We start from the raw sequence: 12,566 nt of genomic DNA on the forward strand, positions 1-12,566 counted from the left end.
GTTACATTCCGAACCCGGAAGCTAAGCTCTTCAGCGCCGATGGTACTGCACGGGGGACCGTGTGGGAGAGTAGGACGCCGCCGAACAAAATGTGCAGGAAAGCCCCGTCGGGTCACGACCCGACGGGGCTTTTCGCATTTCTGAGCCAAGGACCCCCTTCCGGCCGTCGCCTCGCGCTACGGGTAAGGTCAGGGGGCATCATCGGTATGGACTCACGGGAGGTGCCGGGTGGAGGTTCAGGAGACACGCGTCCAGACGGACCGTGTCCTCACCATCCCCAACATCCTCAGCATGGCCCGGCTCATCGGAGTGCCGGTCTTCCTGTGGCTGATCCTCTGGCCGGAATTCGGTGGCCCGAACGCCGACGGCTGGGCCCTGCTCGTGCTCGCACTCAGCGGTGTCAGCGACTACCTGGACGGCAAACTCGCCCGGCGGTGGAACCAGATCAGCGGACTGGGCCGCATCCTCGACCCGGCGGCCGACCGGCTGTACATCCTCTCCACCCTCGTCGGACTGACATGGCGGGACATCCTCCCGCTCTGGTTGACCGGACTGCTCCTGGCACGCGAACTCATGCTGCTGGTGGCGGTCTGGGTCCTCGACCGGCACGGATACGCACCTCCCCAGGTCAACTTCCTCGGGAAAGCCGCCACGTTCAACCTGATGTACGCCTTCCCGTTGCTGCTGCTCAGTGACGGCAGCGGGTGGATTCCGTCACTCGCTGCTATTTTCGGATGGGCGTTCGCAGGCTGGGGTACAACTCTGTACTGGTGGGCAGGGATCCTCTACGTGATCCAAGTCCGCCGACTCGTCAAGGCGGACGCCACTGTCGACTAGGCCCCGGCTGTCTGAGCCGCGGGCCGGTTAGCCCTCCAGGGATTCGCGGGTCTTCCCGTGGGGCGGGTCGGCATGAATGTCGTCTCTTCAAGGAGGACGCTTCCGACATGAAGGCCGTTGTAATGGCCGGTGGCGAAGGCACTCGCCTTCGCCCGATGACCGCGAGCATGCCGAAGCCACTGCTGCCGGTGGCCAACAGGCCCATCATGGAGCACGTGCTGAGGCTGCTCAAGCGGCATGGTCTCACCGAGACCGTGGTGACCGTACAGTTCCTGGCCTCCCTGGTCAAGAACTACTTCGGTGACGGCGAGGAGCTCGGCATGGAGCTCACCTACGCCCATGAGGAAAAGCCGCTCGGTACCGCCGGCAGTGTCAAAAACGCGGAGGAAGCCCTCAAGGACGACTCTTTCCTCGTCATTTCCGGCGATGCCCTCACCGACTTCGACCTGACCCAGCTCATCAATTTCCACCGCGAGCGCGGGGCGCTCGTGACCGTGTGCCTCACCCGGGTGCCGAACCCGCTGGAGTTCGGCATCACCATCGTCGACGACGACGGGAAGGTCGAGCGTTTCCTGGAGAAGCCCACCTGGGGGCAGGTGTTCTCCGACACCGTCAACACCGGCATCTACGTCATGGAGCCGGAGGTCTTCGACTACGTCGACCCCGATGTCCCCGTGGACTGGTCGGGTGACGTCTTCCCGCAGCTCATGAAGGAGGGCAAGCCGATCTACGGCTATGTCGCCGAGGGCTACTGGGAGGACGTCGGCACCCACGAGAGCTATGTGAAGGCCCAGGCCGACGTCCTCGAGGGGAAGGTCGACGTCGACATCGACGGCTTCGAGATCTCCCCGGGCGTCTGGATCGCCGAGGGCGCCGAGGTCCATCCCGACGCCGTGCTGCGCGGACCGCTGTACATCGGCGACTACGCCAAGGTGGAGGCCGGCGCCGAGCTCCGGGAGCACACGGTCATCGGCTCCAACGTGGTCGTCAAGAGCGGTGCCTTCCTGCACCGGGCAGTGGTCCACGACAACGTTTACATCGGCCCGCAGTCCAACCTCCGCGGCTGCGTCATCGGCAAGAACACCGACGTGATGCGCGCCGCCCGGATCGAGGACGGAGCGGTCATCGGTGACGAGTGCCTGGTCGGTGAGGAGTCCATCGTCCAGGGCAACGTCCGCGTCTACCCCTTCAAGACCGTCGAGGCGGGCGCGTTCGTCAACACGTCCGTCATCTGGGAGTCGCGCGGTCAGGCCCACCTGTTCGGCGCCCGCGGCGTCTCCGGCATCCTCAACGTGGAGATCACGCCGGAGCTGGCCGTACGGCTCGCCGGGGCGTACGCCACCACGCTGAAGAAGGGCTCGACCGTCACCACGGCCCGCGACCACTCCCGGGGCGCGCGGGCCCTCAAGCGCGCGGTGATCTCGGCCCTCCAGGCCAGCGCCATCGACGTGCGCGACCTGGAGAACGTGCCGCTGCCCGTGGCCCGGCAGCAGACCGCGCGGGGCAGTGCGGGCGGCATCATGATCCGTACGACGCCCGGCATCCCCGACTCCGTCGACATCATGTTCTTCGACGAGCGGGGCGCCGACCTCTCCCAGGCGGGGCAGCGCAAGCTCGACCGCGTCTACGCCCGCCAGGAGTACCGCAGGGCGTTTCCCGGCGAGATCGGTGACCTGAGCTTCCCGGCGAGCGTGTTCGACTCCTACACGGGGACGCTGCTGCGGGCCGTCGACACCACCGGTGTCGCCGAGTCCGGTCTCAAGGTCGTCGTGGACGCCTCCAACGGCAGCGCCGGGCTGGTGCTGCCGAGCCTGCTCGGACGGCTGGGCGTCGACTCGCTCACGATCAACCCCGGCCTCGACGAGTCGCGGCCCACCGAGACCGCGGACACCCGCCGCTCCGGTCTCGTACGGCTGGGGGAGATCGTCGCCTCGGCCCGGGCGGCCTTCGGTGTCCGGTTCGACCCGGTGGGCGAACGGATCTCCCTGGTCGACGAGCGCGGCAGGATCATCGAGGACCAGCGGGCGCTGCTGGTGATGCTCGACCTGATCGCCGCCGAGCGGCGCAGCGGCCGGGTCGCCCTGCCGGTGACCACGACCCGCATCGCCGAGCAGGTGGCCGCGTACCACGGCACCCAGGTGGAGTGGACGACGACTTCGCCCGACGACCTCGCCAGGGTCTGCCGCGACGACACCACCATCTTCGGCGGCGACGGCCGCGGCGGGTTCATCGTGCCGGAGTTCAGCAGCGTCTTCGACGGCACGGCCGCCTTCGTACGGCTGCTCGGGCTCGTCGCCCGGACCCAGCTCACGCTGAGCCAGATCGACGCCCGCATCCCGCAGGCCCACGTGCTGCGCCGCGACCTCGCCACCCCCTGGGCGGTCAAGGGTCTGGTCATGCGGCGGGTGGTCGAGGCCGCGGGGGAACGTTTCGTCGACACCACCGACGGAGTGCGCGTGGTGGAGCCCGACGGACGGTGGGTCATGGTGCTGCCGGACCCGGCCGAGGCCGTCACGCACCTGTGGGCGGAGGGTCCCGACGACGCCTCCGCGCAGGCGCTGCTCGACGAGTGGTCGGCGGTGGTCGACAGCGCCGGACGCTGACGCTCCGAGGCCGGCGGGGCCTCCACGGTCGCCGAGGTCCGGCGCTGTGGAGGCCCCGTTCGGCGGTACGGCCTCCGGCGTGCGACGATGTGCGGCATGTCGCAGCAGCACCCCGTACGGAGTACCCCTTCACGGCCTGCGCGACCCGATGCCTCCATGTCGCTGCTGACCAATGTGATGGAGCACAGCCTCGACGACGGCTACGCGGAAGCGGCGGCCCGCCGGGGCGCCGGGGGCCGGTCCGGACTTCCCCGCACACTGCGGGCGAAGCTCGGGCTGGCCGCCGGCCTCGTCCTCGCGGCCCTGGTGGTCACGCTCGGGGCCGCCCAGGCGCGGTACGAGGCGCCCACGGTCGCCAGGGAGCGGCAGGAACTGATCGACCGGATCGAGGACGGCAGCCGGGACGCGGACGGCCTGCAGAGGAGCGTGGACGATCTCCGCTCCGAGGTTGCGGCGATGCAGCGCAAGGCCCTGCAGGAGCACGGCGGCGACCGGAGCGAGCTGGTCGCCCTGCTGGCCGGGGCGGTGCCGGTCGAGGGTCCGGGGGTCAAGCTGGTCGTCGACGACGCCGAGGACGCCGGGCAGGGCGGGACCGGCGGCCCGCGCCAGAGCACCAGCTTCGCCGACACCGGACGGGTGCGGGACAGGGACCTGCAGCGTGTGGTCAACGGGCTGTGGGAGTCGGGCGCGGAGGCGATCTCGGTCAACGGCCAGCGCCTGACGGCCCTGTCGGCGATCCGCGCCGCCGGTGACGCCATACTCGTCGACAACAAGCCGCTGGTGCCGCCGTACACGCTGCTCGCGGTCGGGGACGGGGAGCGGTTGAGCAGCAGGTTCCAGGACAGCAGCGACGGCCGGTACCTGGACGTGCTGCAGGACAGCTACGACATCCGCACCAGCATCTCCGTGCAGGACAGGGTGAGGCTGCCCGCCGCGCCCAGCCTGACCGTACGCACAGCCGAGCCCGTGAAGACAGGAGAGGGCAGCACATCGTGATCGCCGTTTTGGGTCTCATCGTGGGAGTCGTGGCCGGGCTCGTGGTCCGTCCCGTGGTGCCGACGGTCGTCGAGCCCTATCTGCCGATCGCCGTCGTGGCGGCGCTGGACGCCGTGTTCGGCGGGCTGCGCGCGATGCTGGACGGCATCTTCGACGACAAGGTCTTCGTGGTGTCGTTCCTGTCCAACGTGGTGGTGGCCGCCCTGATCGTCTTCCTCGGCGACAAGCTGGGCGTCGGTGCGCAGTTGTCGACGGGCGTCGTGGTGGTGCTGGGCATCCGCATCTTCTCCAATGCCGCCGCCATCCGGCGGCACGTGTTCCGGGCGTGAGTGAGTGATGAGCGACGACAGGACACCGGGCGGGGGCCCGGAGGAAGCGGAAGGGCGGGGGAAGGCCGCGGAGACCGCGGAGACCGGTCCCGGCGGCCCCGCCGACCGGCCGCCCGCGGCGCGGCCGGCGCCGACCGGACGCGAGCGGCTGGTCCGCGGACTGTGGCCGCCGCGGGTGAACCGCAACCAACTCACCGTGGCGCTGCTGCTGTTCGTCCTCGGACTGGGGCTCGCCATCCAGGTCCGCTCCACCAGCGAGCACAACCCGTTGCAGGGCGCGCGGCAGGAGGACCTGGTGCGGATCCTCGACGAGCTGGACAGCCGCACCGAGCGGCTGGAGGAGGAGAAGCGGAAGCTGGAGAACCAGCGCTCGGAGCTGGAGAACAGCTCGGACCAGGCGGAGGAGGCCCGCCGGCAGACCCAGGAACGGGCGCGCCAGCTCGGCGTGCTGGCGGGTACGGTCGCCGCCGAGGGGCCGGGCATCCGGATGACGGTGGAGGACCCCTCGGGCCTGGTGGAGGCGCACATGCTGCTGGACACCATCCAGGAGCTGCGTGCCGCGGGTGCCGAGGCCATCGAGGTCAACGACGTGCGCGTGGTGACGAGCACCCACTTCACGGACAGCGACGGCCGCATCAGGATCGACGGCCGGAAGGTCTCCGCGCCGTACCGTTTCGAAGTCATCGGCAAGCCCCAGGACATCGAGCCGGCGCTCAACATCCCGGGCGGTGTCGTCCAAACCCTGGAGAAGGAGCAGGCCACCGTGTCCATAACCCGTTCAGAGAAGATCGTCGTGGATGCCTTGCGATCGGCGAAGCGGCCTGACTACGCTCAGTCGTCATCACAGTGAGCCGATGCGAGAGAAACCGGGGGGTCGGCGGGCTTGCCGACCGACGAGTAGGGGAAACTGTCCGATGGCCGGGGACGTTGTGAAGACGTCCGGCCCGGCCACTGTGAGCATCGAGGGTCTGTCCTGCCCCACGGGCGGGTCTGTTTCGTGCGAGGGGAATCGCCCGTGAGTTTTCTTGGGAAGTTGTTCGGCAAGCGTCAGGACGCCGGCGAAGGTGCCCGGCACCGTGCACCGCGGGGCGGCGAGACCGCCGAGAACGCGGGGCGTCCGCTCTTCCGTGACGAGGTCGCTGCCGGTGGCGGCGGCAATTCGAGTGGTCACGGCCCTGTCTCTGTTGACCGGGGCGCGTCCGGCCGCATAGGTTCCGAGGCACCATCAGCCCCGGGTACGGGTGGAGGTTCCGAGGTGCCGGTCTGTGCGAGGTGCGGGAGCCGGGTCGCCGAGGCGAGCCGGTTCTGCTCCAACTGCGGTGCGCCGCTGCGCGGTGGCGCCCCCGCGTCCGAGCGCGCCTCGGAGACGACGTCCACCATCTCGATCTCGGGCCTGGAGGCCTACGAGGCCGAGATGACGGGGCAGACGGCGCCGCCGCTGTCCCCCGAGGCCCAGGCGGCGGTGGACGCCCTCCCGATGGGCTCGGCGCTGCTGGTGGTGCGCAGGGGACCGAACTCCGGCAGCCGCTTCCTGCTGGACAGCGAGCTGACGACGGCGGGGCGGCACCCGCAGAGCGACATCTTCCTCGACGACGTGACCGTCTCCCGGCGCCATGTGGAGTTCCGGCGCGGCCCGGACGGCCGGTTCACCGTCGCGGACGTCGGCAGCCTCAACGGCACGTACGTCAACCGCGAGCGGATCGACTCGGTCGCGCTCAACAACGGTGACGAGGTTCAGATCGGCAAGTACCGGCTGGTCTTCTTCGCGAGCAAGCGAACCGTCTGACCGGCCGACCGCCTCGGGGACGTCCCATGCTGCACTCACGGCCCGGCGGTGCCCGCAAGGGCACCGCCGCCGCTGAATCCGGCCCGATGAGCATCGGCGCCGTGCTCAACCTGCTGCGGGACGAGTTCCCCGAGGTGACCGTCTCCAAGATCCGCTTCCTGGAGTCCGAGGGGCTCGTGGAGCCGCAGCGCACCCCCTCGGGCTACCGCAAGTTCAGTGCGGCGGACGTGGAGCGCCTGAGCCGGGTGCTGCGCCTGCAGCGTGACCACTACCTGCCGCTGCGGGTGATCCGCGAGCAGCTCGACGCGCTCGACCGGGGCGAGGAGATCAGGCTGCCCGGCCCGGCGGGGTCCGCCGCCCCGCTGGACGGGATCCCGGCGCCGGCCGTCGGCCCGGACGACAGGGACCCCGCGGGGACCGGCGCTCCCGCGAGGGCGCGCGTGGGGAGGGCCGAGCTGCTGGCCGCGGCGGAGGCGGAGGAGGAGCAGCTCCGGGAGTGGGAGTCCTACGGCCTGGTCGGCCCCGCCCGGGACGGCGGGTACGACGCCGAGGCGGTCACCGTCGCCCGGCTCGTCGCGGACCTGGGACGGTACGGTCTGGAGCCCCGCCACCTGCGGATGGTCAAGGCGGCGGCCGAGCGGGAGGCGGACCTGGTCGAACAGGTCGTCGCGCCGCTGCGGCGGCACCGGAACCCGCAGACCAGGGCGCACGCCGAGGCGACCGCGCGGGAACTGGCGACGCTGGCGGTGAGGCTGCACGCCGCCCTGGTGGAGTCGGCGCTGAGGACGCGGCTCCACTGAGATGGAGGGCGCTCGACTACCCAAAGGGGGCACGCACGTCCTAGGGTTGCTGTGTGAACGAGCTCGACGTTGTGGGTGTCCGGGTCGAAATGCCTTCCAACCAACCGATCGTTCTCCTGCGAGAGGTGGGAGGCGACCGTTACCTCCCCATCTGGATCGGTCCGGGGGAGGCGACCGCGATCGCCTTCGCCCAGCAGGGCATGACGCCCGCCCGCCCGCTGACCCATGACCTGTTCAAGGACGTTCTGGAAGCGGTGGGCCAGGAACTCACCGCCGTGCGGATCACCGACCTGAGGGAAGGCGTCTTCTACGCCGAGCTGGTCTTCGCCAGTGGCGTGGAGGTGAGCGCGCGGCCGTCCGACGCCATAGCGCTGGCACTGCGCACCGGGACGCCGATCTACGGCAGCGACGGTGTGCTGGACGACGCGGGGATCGCCATCCCGGACGAGCAGGAGGACGAGGTGGAGAAGTTCCGCGAGTTCCTCGACCAGATCTCACCGGAGGACTTCGGGACCAGCAACCAGTGAGCGCCTGATGGCGTCAGACCATTCCGGCACCCATTCCCGTGACGAGGACACGCGAAACCACCCCTTGGGTGATTATCACTCGGCGTGCCGAGTGTGGCGATCGTTGACGCGCCCCGGGTCACTGCCTACCGTCGATTGGGCAGGTCCCGGGGCATATCCACGGGACGTGAAGGACGGAGGGTCGGCGTGAGAAGCACCGGCGACAGCAGGGCGGCGGGCGGTCCGTATCCGTTGCACGGGTCTTCCATACGGTCCCACGCCCAGTCCGCTTCCGCCGCGCGGGACGCCACCTCCGAGCAGATCGGCTACCGCGGCCCCACGGCGTGCGCGGCGGCGGGCATCACCTACCGGCAGCTCGACTACTGGGCCCGTACGGGGCTGGTCGAACCGAGCATCCGCCCCGCGTACGGCTCCGGCACCCAGCGGCTGTACAGCTTCCGCGACGTGGTCGTCCTCAAGATCGTCAAGCGGCTCCTGGACGCGGGGGTGTCCCTGCAGAACATCCGCACGGCCGTGAAGCACCTGCGGTCGCGCGGGCTCGGCGACCTCGCGCAGATGACGCTGATGAGCGACGGGGCGACGGTCTACGAGTGCTCCTCGCCCGACGAGGTCGTCGACCTCCTCCAGGGCGGCCAGGGCGTCTTCGGGATCGCCGTCGGAGTGGTGTGGCGGGACGTCGAGAACACCCTGTCCCGGCTGCACGCCGAGCGGGCGGACACCGGGGAGACGCTGGTGGGGAACAACCCGGCCGACGAGCTGGCGCGGCGCCGCCACCGGGCGGGCTGACGGAGACGGCGCCGTCCCCGGGCGCCCCGCGGCAGGGGCCGGGGACGGCCGTCGCGCCTGTCAGTGGCATGGTGCAGCATCGTCGGTGTGAGAGCGGCTCCGACGATCCTGCACCTGGACATGGACGCGTTCTACGCCGCCGTGGAGCAGGCGGCCAAGCCCAGCCTGCGCGGGAAGCCCGTGATCGTCGGCGGCCTCGGCCCGCGCGGGGTGGTCGCCACCGCCTCGTACGAGGCCCGCCCCTTCGGAGTGCACTCGGCGATGCCCACGGCCCAGGCCCGGCGGCTGTGCCCGAACGCCGCCTACCTCACGCCCCGCTTCGGCCTCTACCGCCAGGTGAGCGACGTGGTGATGGGCCTGCTGCGCGAGCTGTCGCCACTGGTCGAGCCGCTGAGCCTGGACGAGGCGTTCGTGGACCTCCAGGCGGGTGACGCCGGTGTGGAGACGGCCCGGGACGCCCGTGCCGTCGGGGCGCGGCTGCGCCGGGACATCCGGGCCGCCACCGGGCTCAGCGGCTCGGTGGGACTGGCCGGGTCCAAGATGCTTGCCAAGATCGCCTCCGAGCAGGCCAAGCCGGACGGCCTGGTGGTGATCCCGCCCGGTACCGAGCGCGCCCTGCTGGCACCGATGCCGGTGCGCACGCTGCCCGGCGTGGGGCCCGCCACCGCCCAGACGCTGCGCCGGTCCGGGATCGCGACCGTCGGCGAGATCGTCGAGGCCGGGGAGGCGGAGCTGGTCCGCCTGCTGGGCAGGGCGCACGGTACGGCGCTGTACGCGATGGCGCAGGGAATCGACGAGCGGCCGGTGGTGGCCGACCGGGACGCCAAGTCCGTGTCGGTCGAGGACACCTTCGACACCGACCTCACCGACCGCGCCCGGATCCACGCGGAGATCGCCCGCCTCGCCGACCGCTGCGTCGAGCGGCTGCGGGCGGCGGGACGCTCCGGACGCACGGTGGTGGTCAAGGTCCGCAACTACGACTTCTCCACGCTGACCCGCTCCGAGACGCTGCGCGGGCCGACGGACGACCCGGCCGTCGTCCGGGAGGCCGCCGCCCGGCTGATCGAGGGCGTGGACACCACCGCCGGGGTGCGGCTGCTGGGAGTGGGGGTGAGCGGCCTGGCCGACTTCACCCAGGAGGACCTGTTCGCCCAGGCCGCCGCGCTTCCCGCCGACCGGCCGCCGCGGCCGGTTCCGCCCGCGGCGGCCGGCCCGACGACCGGGGAGGAGGCCGTGGAGGCCGTACGGCGCTGGCTTCCCGGCCTGGACGTACGGCACGCGCGGTACGGGCCGGGCTGGGTCCAGGGCAGCGGCCTGGGGCGGGTCACGGTGCGCTTCGAGCAGCCCGGATCACCGCCGGGCCGGGTGCGCACCTTTCCGGTGGACGACCCGGAACTGGAGCCGTCCGACCCGCTTCCGCTGCCGGCCGGTCAGCCCTCCGGCGACCCCGCGATCCGTCCGAAGGTCATCCCGTCGTCGGACGCGGGCGCGCCGGCGACGGGCACGTCCAGTCCGTAGTGGCGGTAGAGCTGGAGCTCCTGCTCGGGGGAGAGGTGGCGGCCCACGCCGAAGTCCGGGGCGCCCTTGACCCGGGAGCGCTCGAAGGGCACCCGCAGCACCCCGTCCACCACCTCGCTGGGCTCCAGCGGGACGAAGGCGTCGCGGCCGAAGAACCCGGTCCGCACCGCCGCCCACTCCGGGATTCCGGTGGCGTCGTCGAGGTACACCTCGTCCACGGTGCCTATCTTCTGTCCGTCGCGGTCGAACGCCTTGAGGCCTATGAGCTGCCGCGGATCGATGTCGGTCTGCACGGTCCCTCCACTTCATCGCACGGAGAATCGCCTGCTCGGAAACGTTCACTACAAACAACGAAAGGGCACATTCGGTGCATCGGCCACTCGGCAACGGAACCGAACCGGTACGAGACCGACCACATGGGTCGCTGGTAGGCTCTGAAGTGGCTGTTGACCCCGAGCGGGAGAGTCCTCCGACGGCATCGCCGGCGGAGGCGCCGAAGGAGCAAACCCTCCCCGGAATCTCTCAGGCTCACGTACCGCGCGGGTGAGGTCACTCTGGAAAGCAGGGCGGGCCGCGGGAGCACGGCGCCACAGCCCCCCTCACCGACGGTGAAAGCCGGGCCGCGGGCACGGGCCGGTGAAGCTCTCAGGTCGAGATGACAGAGGGGGAGGCCGTTCGGGCACCCGTGCCGTGGTGCCCTCGCAGGTCGCGCAGACCAGGAGGCCTCCGCAGATGACAGAGAACCGCATCTCCCTCACCGAGCTGGAGCGGGGCACCCCCTTCGAGGAACGCCACATCGGGCCCGACGCCGGCGAGCGGGCCAAGATGCTCGCCCAGGTCGGCTACGGATCGCTGGACGAGCTGACCGCCGCCGCCGTCCCCGAGGTGATCAAGAGCACCGAGGCGCTGAACCTCCCGGAGGCCCGCAGCGAGGCGGAGGTCCTCGCCGAGCTGCGCTCCCTGGCCGCCCGCAACCAGGTGCTGGACTCCATGATCGGCCTGGGCTACTACGGCACCTTCACGCCGCCGGTCATCATGCGCAACGTCCTGGAGAACCCGGCCTGGTACACCGCCTACACCCCGTACCAGCCGGAGATCTCCCAGGGGCGCCTGGAGGCGCTGCTGAACTTCCAGACGATGGTGGCCGACCTGACCGGCCTGCCCACCGCCGGCGCCTCGCTGCTGGACGAGGGCACCGCCGCGGCCGAGGCCATGGCGCTCTCCCGGCGCGTCGGCAAGGTCAAGGGCGGCGTGTTCCTGGTCGACGCCGACTGCCTGCCGCAGACCATCGCCGTGATCCAGACCCGCGCCGAGCCCACCGGCGTCGAGGTCGTCGTCGCCGACCTGTCCGGCGGCATCCCCGCCGAGGTCGCCGAGCGCGGGGTGTTCGGCGTCCTGCTGCAGTACCCGGGCGCCTCGGGCGCCGTGCGCGACCTGCGTCCCGTCATCGAGCGGGCCCACGAGCTGGGCGCGGTCGTCACCGTCGCCGCCGACCTGCTCGCCCTGACCCTGCTGACCCCGCCCGGCGCCCTGGGGGCCGACATCGCGGTGGGCACCAGCCAGCGCTTCGGCGTGCCGATGGGCTTCGGCGGACCGCACGCCGGATACATGGCCGTACGGGAGGGGTACGCGCGCAACCTGCCGGGCCGGCTGGTCGGCGTCTCGGTGGACGCCGACGGCGCCACGGCGTACCGCCTGGCCCTCCAGACGCGCGAGCAGCACATCCGCCGCGAGAGGGCCACCAGCAACATCTGCACCGCCCAGGTGCTGCTCGCCGTGATGGCCGCGATGTACGCCGTCTACCACGGCCCCGACGGGCTGGCGGCCATCGCCCGCCGCACCCACCGCTACGCCGCCGTCCTGGCGGCCGGACTGCGGGAGGGCGGGGTCGAGGTCGTGCACGACACCTTCTTCGACACCGTCACCGCGCGGGTGCCCGGCCGGGCCGCCGAGGTCGTCGCCGCCGCCCGCGAGGCCGGGATCAACCTGAGGCTGACCGATGCCGACCACGTCGGCATCGCCTGCGACGAGACCACCGGGCGCGCGCACCTGGCCACCGTGTGGCGGGCCTTCGGGGTGGCGGCCGGAGCGGAGGACGTCGACCGGCTGGACGCCGCCGCCGGCGACGTCCTGCCCGGGGACCTGCTGCGCACCGACGACTACCTGACCCACCCGGTCTTCCACCAGCACCGCTCCGAGACCGCGATGCTGCGCTACCTGCGCAGGCTCGCCGACCGGGACTACGCGCTGGACCGGGGCATGATCCCGCTGGGGTCGTGCACGATGAAGCTGAACGCCACCACCGAGATGGCGGCGGTCACCTGGCCCGAGTTCGCCGACCTGCACCCGTTCGCGCCGATCCGGGACGCGGCCGGCTACGTGAC

12 protein-coding genes, 1 rRNA gene and 2 riboswitches are annotated in these 12,566 nt (G+C 71.2%); of the genes, 12 read left to right on the forward strand and 1 reads right to left on the reverse strand.

Going from position 1 to position 12,566, the window contains the following annotated elements:
* The 11 genes from rrf to VE546_RS21830 form a co-directional block, all read left to right on the forward strand.
* Window positions 1–86 (forward strand): 5S ribosomal RNA (rrf, locus tag VE546_RS21780); the annotation flags it as partial.
* 142 nt (window positions 87–228) lie between these two features.
* Window positions 229–837 carry a CDP-alcohol phosphatidyltransferase family protein gene (locus tag VE546_RS21785; RefSeq protein ID WP_324924942.1) on the forward strand — a complete coding sequence of 203 codons (609 nt, stop codon included), beginning with the start codon at window positions 229–231 and terminating at the stop codon, window positions 835–837.
* Between the two features lie 107 nt (window positions 838–944).
* On the forward strand, window positions 945–3,440 hold the full coding sequence (locus VE546_RS21790; protein WP_324924944.1) for a mannose-1-phosphate guanyltransferase: 2,496 nt from the start codon (window positions 945–947) through the stop codon (window positions 3,438–3,440).
* An 87-nt stretch (window positions 3,441–3,527) separates the two neighbouring features.
* Window positions 3,528–4,436, forward strand: a complete 909-nt coding sequence (locus VE546_RS21795) for a DUF881 domain-containing protein (RefSeq protein ID WP_324924946.1) — start codon at window positions 3,528–3,530, stop codon at window positions 4,434–4,436.
* Complete coding sequence (locus VE546_RS21800) at window positions 4,433–4,765, forward strand: small basic family protein (RefSeq protein ID WP_027750352.1); 333 nt, start codon at window positions 4,433–4,435, stop codon at window positions 4,763–4,765. The genes VE546_RS21795 and VE546_RS21800 overlap by 4 nt, the downstream gene beginning before the upstream one ends.
* A 7-nt stretch (window positions 4,766–4,772) precedes the next feature.
* Window positions 4,773–5,615 (forward strand): DUF881 domain-containing protein, encoded by an 843-nt coding sequence (locus tag VE546_RS21805; protein WP_324924950.1) that lies wholly within the window; start codon window positions 4,773–4,775, stop codon window positions 5,613–5,615.
* Window positions 5,616–5,738: 123 nt separating this feature from the next.
* Window positions 5,739–6,551 (forward strand): FHA domain-containing protein, encoded by an 813-nt coding sequence (locus tag VE546_RS21810; RefSeq protein ID WP_324924965.1) that lies wholly within the window; start codon window positions 5,739–5,741, stop codon window positions 6,549–6,551.
* A 26-nt stretch (window positions 6,552–6,577) separates the two neighbouring features.
* Window positions 6,578–7,351: a MerR family transcriptional regulator gene (locus VE546_RS21815; RefSeq protein WP_324924952.1), complete on the forward strand. Its 774-nt coding sequence runs from the start codon at window positions 6,578–6,580 to the stop codon at window positions 7,349–7,351.
* A gap of 53 nt (window positions 7,352–7,404) precedes the next feature.
* A complete protein-coding gene (locus VE546_RS21820) occupies window positions 7,405–7,878 on the forward strand; it encodes a bifunctional nuclease family protein (RefSeq protein WP_093658537.1) in 474 nt (157 codons plus the stop codon).
* Window positions 7,879–8,064: 186 nt separating this feature from the next.
* Window positions 8,065–8,664 carry a MerR family transcriptional regulator gene (locus tag VE546_RS21825; protein ID WP_324924957.1) on the forward strand — a complete coding sequence of 200 codons (600 nt, stop codon included), beginning with the start codon at window positions 8,065–8,067 and terminating at the stop codon, window positions 8,662–8,664.
* Window positions 8,665–8,751: 87 nt separating this feature from the next.
* Complete coding sequence (locus tag VE546_RS21830; RefSeq protein WP_324924959.1) at window positions 8,752–10,182, forward strand: DNA polymerase IV; 1,431 nt, start codon at window positions 8,752–8,754, stop codon at window positions 10,180–10,182.
* On the opposite strand, the gene VE546_RS21835 is transcribed toward VE546_RS21830, so the two are convergent.
* Window positions 10,095–10,475 (reverse strand): PRC-barrel domain-containing protein, encoded by a 381-nt coding sequence (locus VE546_RS21835; RefSeq protein ID WP_324924961.1) that lies wholly within the window; start codon window positions 10,473–10,475, stop codon window positions 10,095–10,097. The genes VE546_RS21830 and VE546_RS21835 overlap by 88 nt on opposite strands.
* Window positions 10,476–10,629: 154 nt before the next feature.
* A riboswitch (glycine riboswitch) is annotated at window positions 10,630–10,730 on the forward strand.
* Window position 10,731: 1 nt separating this feature from the next.
* Window positions 10,732–10,851, forward strand: a riboswitch (glycine riboswitch).
* Window positions 10,852–10,914: 63 nt separating this feature from the next.
* On the opposite strand from VE546_RS21835, the gene gcvPA reads away from it, so the two are divergent.
* Window positions 10,915–12,566, forward strand: a 1,652-nt coding sequence (gene gcvPA / locus VE546_RS21840; protein WP_324924963.1) for an aminomethyl-transferring glycine dehydrogenase subunit GcvPA, incomplete at its 3' end; no start/stop codon positions are given.

Origin of the sequence: Streptomyces sp., from assembly GCF_035644915.1 — a bacterium.
GTDB lineage: Bacteria > Actinomycetota > Actinomycetes > Streptomycetales > Streptomycetaceae > Streptomyces.

What these genes read in the sequence shown, in the direction of transcription:
- VE546_RS21790 (WP_324924944.1), top strand. Translation starts at nt 945, where the DNA reads ATGAAGGCCGTTGTAATGGCCGGTGGCGAAGGCACTCGCCTTCGCCCG.
- VE546_RS21795 (WP_324924946.1), top strand. Translation starts at nt 3,528, where the DNA reads ATGTGCGGCATGTCGCAGCAGCACCCCGTACGGAGTACCCCTTCACGG.
- VE546_RS21805 (WP_324924950.1), top strand. Translation starts at nt 4,773, where the DNA reads ATGAGCGACGACAGGACACCGGGCGGGGGCCCGGAGGAAGCGGAAGGG.
- VE546_RS21815 (WP_324924952.1), top strand. Translation starts at nt 6,578, where the DNA reads ATGCTGCACTCACGGCCCGGCGGTGCCCGCAAGGGCACCGCCGCCGCT.